Genomic DNA, 9,688 nt, shown 5'->3' on the forward strand with positions numbered 1-9,688 from the left:
GGTGCACCTGAAGACCGACGTGCCTATCGGAGAGGTGGTCAAGCTGGCGCTGCTGGCCCGGGAGGTCGACCCGGCGGCCGTCAAGAACATCACCATCAACGGGTCGACCGGCAACTCGGGGGGCGCAAGCGTGGTGTTCCTGGCCCCCGGCGACACCTACAGCCGGGTGAAGGACGACGGGATCTACTAGCCAACGGTCGGACAGCTGCTTATTTTGAGCCTTGATGCCGAAGCCCTCAAGAACTTTCTAAGCCTTAGCTAAAGGTGGGGTGGAGGTACCGAAACCCCAAAGCGATTCAAACGGCGCTTGAGCCTCACGATTTCGATACACGAATGCGCGTCTAAAACGGCCTCTTGGCCGTGATGGAAGACCCCTTCAATCCTCCTGGACGCCGAGTCCGGCGCTACCGGGGCGTGGAGTATCCGGAAGCTCTTGTTGCCAGCGTTGCGGATGGCTGGGAGCTGATCTACCGGCCGAGGGCGATCCTTCCGCCTCTCGCAAAATGTCATAGACGTGATCGCTTTGGTTCCGCTTTCACCGAGCTGAGCCTCGACCAGCTACGAGGCACCGATCAGTTTGTGATCTGTAGCCAGTCCTCGCTGGGGCCGTTCACATAAGGTGAGTCCAGCTTCTTGGCGATTACGCCTGCAAGGCCGAGGCCCTTCGCAGCCTTCAGCACCGCCTTGCCCTCCTTGGGGATCGACATCGAGGTGCCCAGCAGGCCCCCCGTGACCACCGCCTCCTCCAGGATCTTTCGCCGCCGCTTGTAGGGCTCATCGGTCAGCGAGCGGTCGTCCATGTACAGCAGGTCGACAGCCAGAAACTTCGCATCCTTGCCGGTGCCGACGATCACTCCGTCCAGCACCGCATTCCGGGCGACCAATCGCTCGTGCAGCTTGTCCATTCCGGGAACCCTTAGCGGCTGCATCGAGGGGAGCAGCAGGTTGGTTCTCCGGTACTCGCACACCGCCAGCGCCCTCTGGCCCTCCAGCTGCGGTTCGAACGCCCAGGCCTTGTCGTTGAATGCCTCCGCAGTTCTGGCCGGGGTCATCGGAGGGCCGGTGGGTACGGGATCCGGCTCATTCCCCTCCCAGGCGCTCAGCAGAATCAGCCACTCCTTGCCGCCTTTGGTCTGGATCAGGTGCCACAGCCCCTTGAGGCGATCCCCCTTCAGGCGGAAGGTGAGCTTGCCCTTGGCCTGCTCGGTCAGCTCGTACTCGCCGCGGTCGAAGATGCGGACCTCTCCGGCGCCGTAGTTTCCGGCGGGGATCGAGCCGCTGAAGCCCCCGTACTCGAACGGGTGATCCTCGACGTGCACGGCCAGCGCCCGCTTGCCCTTCTCTATGGGGAGGTTCTTGGGGACCGCCCAGGAGACCAGAACCGGGGTGCGGCCGTTGTACATCTCCAGGCGCAGATCGAAGTGCAGGTTGCGGGCGTGGTGCTGGTGGATGACGAAGGTTTTGCCCGGCAGCGCCTTGCCCGGGTCGACGTCACCGGGGACCTCCGGAGGAGGCTCGGGGGTCTCGTCGAATCGCCGCTTGGCGGCGTAGTCGCGCTGTTCCGGCATCGTGGAGAGCCTAGCGCCAAGCCGGACTACGGGCCGGAGCCGGGAAGGGTGATCTCGGCCCGGGAGTTGGCTCTCACCTCCTTCAGGTCCGAGAAGGCCGAAAGAGTCATGTTCACCGGCACCGCAACCGAGACCTGGGCGACCGTCCCGCCCGGCTGACATTCGCACGCGATTAGCTTGGCCCCGTTGGCATCGGCGAACTCTCGGGCCTTTCCTTCAGGGTCTTCCCCTATCCCCGGTATCAGCTCCGCCGCAGCGGCCAGCGACGCGGAGTCGGCGGCGGTCTGTGCCCGGGTGCGGGCGATGAAGAAGAGGGCCAGGTCGCTCAGGCCGAGGAGGAACACCATGATCATCGCCATGCCGCCGACCACGGCAACGCTCGCATTGCCGTGGTCGAGTTTCCTAAGGCCCCGCACTGTCCGACTTCTCCATCCGCATGGTGGCCGAGGCCTTGAGATTTAAGTTCCCTACGATCTCGCCGACGATGGGCAGCTTCGCCGGCGGGGCGCTGACGTTCACCTTCGCTGGATCGCCCCGCTCGGTTCCCCGCGTCACCTTCACGTCCAGGTTCAGTCCTGGTGCGGCACTTCGGGCGGCGGAGTTGATGGCGCCCTGGTCGGGGGTGACGATCGCTTCCCGAACCCCCTCCCGAGCGGCGCCCATCACCATGATCTGATCCCGGGCCAGCACGGCAACCTGGAGGAGGCCGAGGATCAAGATCAGGACGACGGGCAGCACCAGGGCAAACTCCACCGTGGACTGCCCGTTCTCATTCACTGAGATCACCGGGGCTTGGTTAGTCCCCTCCTCCGCCGTCGCCAATACCTGCGTTCTCCTGGACCTGGGCAATTACGCCGTTGAAGAACTCTTCGAGTGTCGAGTTTCCCGACGCCCACTGGATCAGGACTATGGCTACTGCGGCCGCAGCCAGGAGCACCAGCGCGTATTCGGCGGTGGTCTGGCCGGATTCCCACTTCAGCCGGCACAGCCCGTTGTAGATGCGGGTCTGCAGATTACGAATCACTTCCATGCCTCACTCCTCCTTGGCACAACATCGATTTGGGAAGTGTGTCGAGCGTGGGGAAGTGGGATGGGGAAGTTCAAGACAACTCTGGCATCCGGGTGTGACATTAAAAATCCATGGACTGAAACGCGCTGACCAACAAGGGAACCACGGTCAGCAGGATGAAGGCCGGCAGGATTAAAAAGACCAGGGGGAAGAGGATCTTGACCGGCGCCTTTCGAGCCTGCTCCTCGGCGGAACGCTTTAGGCGTCCCCGAACGTCGGCGGAAAAGGACTCCAGGGAGGAGGCGATCTGTGTCCCGAACCTCTCGGAGTTGAGCAGCACCCGGACCAGCGCCTCAAGCTCCGGCAGGCCGCACCGGACTGCCAGGTTCTCGAGCGCCCGGGCTCTGGGAACACCCAGGTCGATCTCCTCGATCACCCGCCGGATCTCCTTTCCCAGAGGGCCGGAGACACGCTCCACCACCCGTCTCAGCGAAAGTGAGATGTTCAACCCGGCGTGGCTGCAGACGGCGAGAAGGTCGACGACGTCGGGCAGCGCAGCGGCCATCTCCTCTTTGCGCCTCCGGCTCCGGGATCCGAGGTAGGTGCGCGGCAGCCGGTAGCCAACAAGAATGCCGACCGGGGAGGTGACCAACGCCATCGGCCCGAAGGCCAGCCCTCCGAGGAAACCGGCACCAGCCAGAAGAAGCTGTAAGCCGCGCACCGACTCCACCGGGAGCCGGCTCATACCGGCTGCGGCGAGCAGCTTCCCGTAGAGCTCCGATGCGTTACCCGGATAGGAGCGGCCTAACCAGCCGAGAACGGCACGCAACGGACGAAACGATGATGGAGCGCTGCTCGAGCCAGTCAGCGCCGCCACCCGGCCTGCGACGACCGGGTCCTTTCTCCGCAGAGCAAACAAACCCAACAGGACGGTTACTCCGCTCAGCGAAGCCAGGAGAAGCTCGTTCACAGCCGGATCCTCAGCGCGTGGCGGATCCACAACATCCCCACGACGTTCATCGTCAGGCCGGCAATGAGAATCGCAACACCGATGGCAGAGGTGAACAGGAACTCCATCTGCTCCCGCGACCCGATCGACAGAAGGAAGAAGAAGGCGAGCGGCGCCATGGCCACCACGAGGCCCGACAGGCGGCCCTGCGCGGTCATCGCCTTGATCTCGCTCCGGAGCTGTAGCCGCTGCGAGACTCTTTGTGCCGACGCCTCCATCACGCCGGCGAGGTTGCCGCCGGTCTGCCGGTGCACGAGCATCGACGTAACCCACATGTCGACGTCCTTGCTCGGCACCCGCGCGGCGAAGCGTTCCAGCGACTCCTCCAGTGGCCGGCCGAAGTCCACCTCGGCCAGCATTCGGCCGAGTTCCTCCCTTAGGGGAGGCTTGGTCTCCTCCGAGAGGATCCTCAGCGATCGTGAGAGCGACTGGCCGGCCCGAAGCACGTTGGCCTGCAGTGAGAGCGCCTCGGAAAGCTGGCGCTCGATCCGGGCCGCCCTGTTGCCGTGCAGCTTTTGAAAGAAGCGATCGACGGCGTACGGCGTGGCCACAGCAGCGATGACCGGCAGGAGCAGCCCCCCGAACATAAACGCTGCGAACATCCATCCACCCAAAGCCGACGCCAGCCCGATCGCCAGCACGTCCGAGAACGGCACCCCCGGGTGGTGGGCCTCCGCACGTCTTTGGAGCGCTGCGCCCCTTCGTGTTGCCGCGACTCTGACCGCCCAACCTTCCAAAAGCGGGCCTCCCGGAGCCCGCCGCGACGATGCTTGGGCTTGGACGTCCAAACGTTGGAGCAGCCGGGAGGCCTGGCGTGACCGATAAAGAGCCACGCGGCCGGCCACAACTCCGAAGAGCGCCGCTCCGGCCAGAATCGCGAGGATCAGGTCCATTGGTCGTCCTCGCCCCAGAAGGCCTGCACCCCGGCCGCCTCTATCCGCTCCAGGCAGACGGGGGGCTCACCGACCTCCAGCTCACCCACCACCCGTCCCGCTGCGTCCAGACCGGTCGGCCGGAACCGGAAGACATCTGCCAGCTGCAGGCCGTCCTCCGTCAACCCGCGCACCTCGGTTATGCGGGTCACCCGGCGGGACCCGTCCTGCAGGCGGCTGGTGTGGACGATCAGGTCGAGCGCGGCAGCGATCTGCTGACGCACCGGTCCCGGCGCGAGCCCGAGCTCGGCCATCATCACCATGGTCTCCAGCCGGACCAGCAGGTCGGCCGGCGAGTTGGCGTGGCAGGTGGATAACGATCCTTCGTGCCCGGTGTTCATCGCCTGGAGCATGTCCAGCGCCTCGCCGCCCCGGACCTCACCGACGATGATGCGGTCGGGCCGCATGCGAAGGGCGTTCCGCAGCAAATCCCGGACGGTGACCAGCCCCCGGCCCTCGATGTTCGCCGGGCGGGCCTCCAGCGACACGACATGCTCCCGGGCCAGCCGCAGCTCGGCCGCGTCCTCGATGGTAATCAGCCGTTCGTGGTCCGGGATCGAGGAGGAGAGGACGTTGAGGAGTGTGGTCTTGCCGCTCCCGGTTCCTCCCGAGATGATGAGGTTCATCCGGGCACGGACCGCAGCGTCCAGGAACTTCACCATCGAACGGCTCACCGTGGAGTTCGCCGACAGGCTTTCGTAGGTGAACGGAAGGGCCGAGAAGCGCCGGATGGTGACCGCCGGGCCGTGGATCGATAGCGGCGGGATGATCGCGTGGAGCCGGCTCCCGTCGGGTAGGCGGGCTTCGACGTAGGGCTGCGACTCGTCGATCCTCAACCCCAGCGGCCCGATCACCCGCTCGATCAGATGAAGGACCTGGCCGTCGGACTCCAAAGTGACCCACGCCCGCTCGATTCTCCCCTCCCGCTCGACGTAGATCTTGCTGGGCGAGTTGATCATCACCTCGGTTATGCGGGGGTCCCGCAGCAGCTCCTCGAGCGGCCCCAGCCCGACGACCTCGTCCGATATCTGCCGGACCAAGCTGGCCATCTCGGAACCGGGGATGATCACCCGGTCCTCCTCCAACACCCGCCGGACCGCTTCCCGCAGGTTCAGCCGCTTGTCGGCCTGACTCCCCTCGAACAGGGCGGGGTCCCGTTCGTCCAGCAGGCGCTGGCGAACCCGCTCCTTCAGATCGGCGCTGCCGTTTTGCTCTGACATCTAACCCCCGCTAGAAGTCGAAGACCTTAGTTCTGGCTCTTGACCGGCCACCTCCGCCGGCTTTCCGGAGTCTCTGGGGGCCCAATGCCCCGCGCCGTTCGAACCGGGTGAGTTGTCCGCGGCTGGACCGGGTGCGGCGCCGGCTGCCGCGAGCCGTTGAAAGGTGCGTTCTCCTGCGGCGAAACTGCCGGCTTTCCCGCCGGGACCGGGGTCTTCAGCGCTACGGCTCGCTTGGGAGCTGCGGGAAGCGGAGCTCCGGCCAGCGACGCCAGCCGTTTGGCTAGAGGTGTAAGCATCTTGCACGCCAGGGGGCTCAACTCTCCGCGGTTGGCCGCCCGGTAGATCTGAAGATCGGCTCGGACGCGGGTTATCGCAGCCACCCCCAGGACCGCCTCGACTTCCTTGGCCGTGATGTCGGGCCCGCCCGCCTGGTTGAGAACGACGTCGATCTTGTCGGGAGAGACTCCGTCGGCATTCAGGCTCTCCAGAAGATACCGGGATCTCCGGAGCCCGAGAAGGTCCGGCGTCAGAACGACCGAGATCGACGTGGCCTCGTGAAAGCCGGCCCGGGCTACTGGGTTGAGACCGGACGGAAGATCAACGACCACGTTCTGCGCCGTCTCACGGATGGCCCGCAGAACCCGTCCCACCGCTGCTCCGTCCGATGCACCGATCTGACCCAGCTTCGCCGGAGAAAGGACCGCCCGGAACCCGATCGGATGAGACCACAGAACGCTTTGCACGACCTTCGCCGAGAGCTCGTCGGCCACACGCAGCAGGTCTCCGACCGACTTGTTGGTCGGCTCGGCGCCGAGTAAGGCGGTCTGGTCTCCGTGGTCCAGGTCGAGGTCGACCAGCACTGCCGACCGTCCCGAGATTGCGAAGGCGCCGGCCAGGTTCGCAGCCACGACCGATGCCCCGGCTCCTCCTTTGGGCGCCCAAACTGCGTGCAGGGCTCCCGCCGGCGAAGAGGCGGCTTCGGGAGCCGGCGCCTTGACCTCGACGAATTCCCTCAGTTGGGATTGTTCGTCCGGCCAGAGGATGAATCCCCTCGCGCCGAGTCTAAGTCCGGCGCGGAGGGCCTCGGGGGACTCCTGCCGGCCGAAAACGACCACTCCGGGCGACAACCGCCCGGCGCGCGGGTGGGCGGCCAGCTCGGGCGCGATGGCACCCGAAAGGAGGATGCAGTCTGCGTCGTTGCCCAGGCGAAGAAGCTCATCGACCGTTCTGGCCGACCGGAGCAGCCTCCAGTGGGGAATCTCCTCGAGGTGGCGAATTACCTCGTCGAGCAGGACCAGGTCGTCGCACGCGACCAGCACTTTGGGTGATGAAGACATGGAACTCCCCCCTGGCATCGGACCATGGGGAAGTGCCCGCCGGGGAAGTGGCTGGACAATTTTTTACATCACCGCGCCGACAATTGAGAAGACCTAATCTCAAAAATCCGTAATTTTCGGGAGACCGACGAGGTTCTACGTAGTTCCGAATCGTGCCTGGGGACACGCATAACGCCAATCCGACTATTCTGGCTTCGGAGGCGAATGGGGCCTGGTGGCTCTCCTGGTCTTCAAAACCAGTGCACCGGTGATGAGCCGGTGGGCGGGTTCGATTCCCGTCCGTCTCCGCTAGATAAGCCGCCCCCTCAAAAGGGGCGGCTTTTCAGTTGGACTACTCGATGATCTCAGGCGCCCGGTCCCGGCTGACCGAAACCATGAGGATCCCGCACAGAATCGCCAGACCGGCCGGGTACACCCACACCGAAGGCGCCTCCGAGAAGAACAGGAACGCCAACAAGATCGCGATCGGCGGCTCGGCCATGACCGCCGCAGACACGGTGGTCGAGTCCAGGTCCTTCAGCACGAAGTTCAGCACCGTATGTCCGAGCAGTTGAGGGCCAACCACGATGCCGGCCAGGGCCAGCCAGGTTGCCGCCGGGTAACCCCACAGCGGTATTCCGGCCCCCAGGCAGACCGGCAGGAGCAGCAGCGCCGCGGCGCCGTAGGTGATCACCGAGTACTCCACTATCCCCAGCCGCTTCCGGGAGAACTGCCCGGCCAGCGTGTACCCGGCCACGGTGACGGCTCCCAGGATGGCGAGGGTGTCGCCGAAAAGCGTGGCCTTGCCCTCCCCGCCGCCGGGCACGGCAATCAGGGCGGTTCCCGCCAGCGTGAGGGCGATCCCCACCCACACCGCCTGGCGCATCCTTTCTTTGAACAGGTACCGGGCGGCCAGGGCGGTGAACACCGGGGTGGTCGACACAAGCAGTACCGAGTTGGCGACGGTCGTCTCCTCGAGCGAGGTGATCCACGCTCCGAAGTGGACGGACAGGAAGGCGCCGGCGACCAACGGTAACTTCCAGCCTCCGCCGGCAAGCTTGGCAAACCCTCTCCGTCCGAAAGGCGCCAGAGCCAACGTTCCGGCGGCACAGCGCCAGAACGCTATGGCCAGCGGCTCGGCATCTTCGGCATAGCGGATGAAGATAGCCGCCACGCTGACCGCCAGAACACCGGCCGCCAGCAGCGTCCAGGACACCCAGGTTGGGCCTCTTGCGTCGGGGTCAGGCACGGTGGAGGTCGGCCAGCACGGTGGCTGCCGCGTTGCGGCCCGCGGCCCCCATCACGCAGCCACCCGGGCTCGCCCCCGAGCCGCACAGGTACAGGCCGGGCACCGGCGTCCGGTAGGCGAACCGGGCGCCGAAGCTCTGCTCGGGCATCAGCGCTCCGTGGAAGATGTCCCCTCCGGTCAGGCCGAAGCGCTCCTCCAGCTCGGGAGGGCCGAGGACCTGCGACGCCAGCACCGCATCCGGCACGTTCGGGGCGTACCTGCCGATGGTCTCCAGCACCGATTTGAGCGCCGCATCTGCCGACCAGCCGCCGACCGGGGCGTACTGCGTGAAGGCCGAGACGACGTGGATGCCGGGCGGGGCCAGCGTCGGGTCGGTCGCCGACGCGCAGAACACCTCCATGAACGGCTCCGCCGAGAACCTGCCGGCCTGGGCGTCGGCGGCGGCCGCCTCCAGGTAGGCGATCGACGGGGCGATCTCGGTCGTCGCCCGGTGCTGGGGTCCGGGACCGCCGGGCAGCGCCCGGAACTCCGGCAGCTCGGAGAGGGCCAGGTTGACCTTGGCGACGGCGCCGTCGACCCGCCACTCCTCGACGTGCTTTTGGAAGTCCGCCTCCAGGACGCCCTCCGCAACCAGGCCGAGGAAGGTGCGCTTGGGGTCGGCGTTCGACAGGACCACGCCGGCCGTCTCGACGCCGCCGCCGGCGGTTGTCACGCCCACCGCCCGGCCGCCTTCGACCAGGACCGACTCCACCGGCACGCCGGTCACGATCTCGACCCCGGCCTCCGCCGCCGCCGACGCCAGCGCTGCCGTCAAGGCGCCCATGCCGCCCTTCACCCAGGCCCAGGTGCCGTCGGCGCCGACCAGCTCGCCCCCCAGGGCGTGGTAGGTCATCACCCACGCGGTGCCCGGCTCCCGGGGCGAGGCCTGCGTCCCGACGAGGCCCTGGGTGGCGAAGCACCCCCGCACCTCGTCGGATGCGAAGAACCCCTCCACGAGTTCGGCGGTGCTGCCGGCGACGGCAAGGCGCCATATGTCCGACCGGCCCCGGCGGGCCAGCTCCCGCTCCACCTCGGCGGGCGGCGGGGGCGATGCCGTCTCGACGAACGGCCGCATCAGCGCCACAGTCTCGTCCCAGAACCGCCCCCATCGCACGTAGGCGTCGGCGTCGGGCGGGTGGATCTTCGCCAGCTCCTCCCGGGTCCGGGCAGAATCACGCCAGACGAAGAAGTGCCGGTCGTCGGGCAGCGGGACGAACATCTGCGGGTCCTTCGGGGTGAACTCCAGACCGTGGCGGGCCAGCTCCAGGTCCCGGTAGACGTCGGGCCGCAGGAGCGACAAGGCGTAGGAGGCGGCGGAGACCTTGACCCCCGGCATGAGCTCCTCG

General features: G+C 66.6%; 11 protein-coding genes and 1 tRNA gene. 2 read left to right on the forward strand and 10 right to left on the reverse strand.

Features of this window, described 5'->3' with window-relative positions:
• Positions 1–190: hypothetical protein (locus VFV09_01815; GenBank protein ID HEU4866441.1), on the forward strand; the 190-nt coding region annotated here is incomplete at its 5' end.
• A gap of 382 nt (positions 191–572) precedes the next feature.
• Here the strand turns inward: VFV09_01815 and VFV09_01820 are convergent.
• From VFV09_01820 to VFV09_01855, 8 genes are all read right to left on the reverse strand, one after another.
• The gene (locus tag VFV09_01820) at positions 573–1,568 is read right to left on the reverse strand and encodes a DNA polymerase ligase N-terminal domain-containing protein (GenBank protein HEU4866442.1); all 996 of its coding nucleotides are present in this window, start codon (positions 1,566–1,568) and stop codon (positions 573–575) included.
• A 26-nt stretch (positions 1,569–1,594) separates the two neighbouring features.
• Positions 1,595–1,984, reverse strand: coding sequence for an Rv3654c family TadE-like protein (locus tag VFV09_01825; protein ID HEU4866443.1), 390 nt, complete (start codon positions 1,982–1,984; stop codon positions 1,595–1,597).
• Positions 1,971–2,345 (reverse strand): TadE family protein, encoded by a 375-nt coding sequence (locus VFV09_01830; protein ID HEU4866444.1) that lies wholly within the window; start codon positions 2,343–2,345, stop codon positions 1,971–1,973. Before VFV09_01830 ends, VFV09_01825 begins: the two co-directional genes overlap by 14 nt.
• 19 nt (positions 2,346–2,364) lie before the next feature.
• The gene (locus VFV09_01835; GenBank protein ID HEU4866445.1) at positions 2,365–2,598 is read right to left on the reverse strand and encodes a DUF4244 domain-containing protein; all 234 of its coding nucleotides are present in this window, start codon (positions 2,596–2,598) and stop codon (positions 2,365–2,367) included.
• A gap of 100 nt (positions 2,599–2,698) precedes the next feature.
• Positions 2,699–3,547, reverse strand: coding sequence for a type II secretion system F family protein (locus tag VFV09_01840; protein ID HEU4866446.1), 849 nt, complete (start codon positions 3,545–3,547; stop codon positions 2,699–2,701).
• The gene (locus VFV09_01845; protein HEU4866447.1) at positions 3,544–4,479 is read right to left on the reverse strand and encodes a type II secretion system F family protein; all 936 of its coding nucleotides are present in this window, start codon (positions 4,477–4,479) and stop codon (positions 3,544–3,546) included. The genes VFV09_01840 and VFV09_01845 overlap by 4 nt, the downstream gene beginning before the upstream one ends.
• A complete protein-coding gene (locus tag VFV09_01850; GenBank protein HEU4866448.1) occupies positions 4,470–5,738 on the reverse strand; it encodes a CpaF family protein in 1,269 nt (422 codons plus the stop codon). Before VFV09_01850 ends, VFV09_01845 begins: the two co-directional genes overlap by 10 nt.
• Positions 5,739–5,764: 26 nt before the next feature.
• Positions 5,765–7,075 carry a hypothetical protein gene (locus VFV09_01855; GenBank protein HEU4866449.1) on the reverse strand — a complete coding sequence of 437 codons (1,311 nt, stop codon included), beginning with the start codon at positions 7,073–7,075 and terminating at the stop codon, positions 5,765–5,767.
• 196 nt (positions 7,076–7,271) lie between these two features.
• Between VFV09_01855 and VFV09_01860 the strand changes: the two genes are divergently transcribed.
• A tRNA-Sec gene (locus VFV09_01860) sits at positions 7,272–7,363 on the forward strand.
• Positions 7,364–7,406: 43 nt separating this feature from the next.
• On the opposite strand, the gene VFV09_01865 is transcribed toward VFV09_01860, so the two are convergent.
• Positions 7,407–8,270, reverse strand: coding sequence for a DMT family transporter (locus VFV09_01865; protein HEU4866450.1), 864 nt, complete (start codon positions 8,268–8,270; stop codon positions 7,407–7,409).
• Positions 8,271–8,295: 25 nt separating this feature from the next.
• Positions 8,296–9,688 (reverse strand): NAD(P)/FAD-dependent oxidoreductase (locus VFV09_01870; protein HEU4866451.1); only part of this gene is annotated, 1,393 nt, incomplete at its 5' end.

The sequence above is a fragment of the Actinomycetota bacterium genome, assembly GCA_035759705.1.
Lineage (GTDB): Bacteria > Actinomycetota > CADDZG01 > JAHWKV01 > JAHWKV01 > JAJCYE01.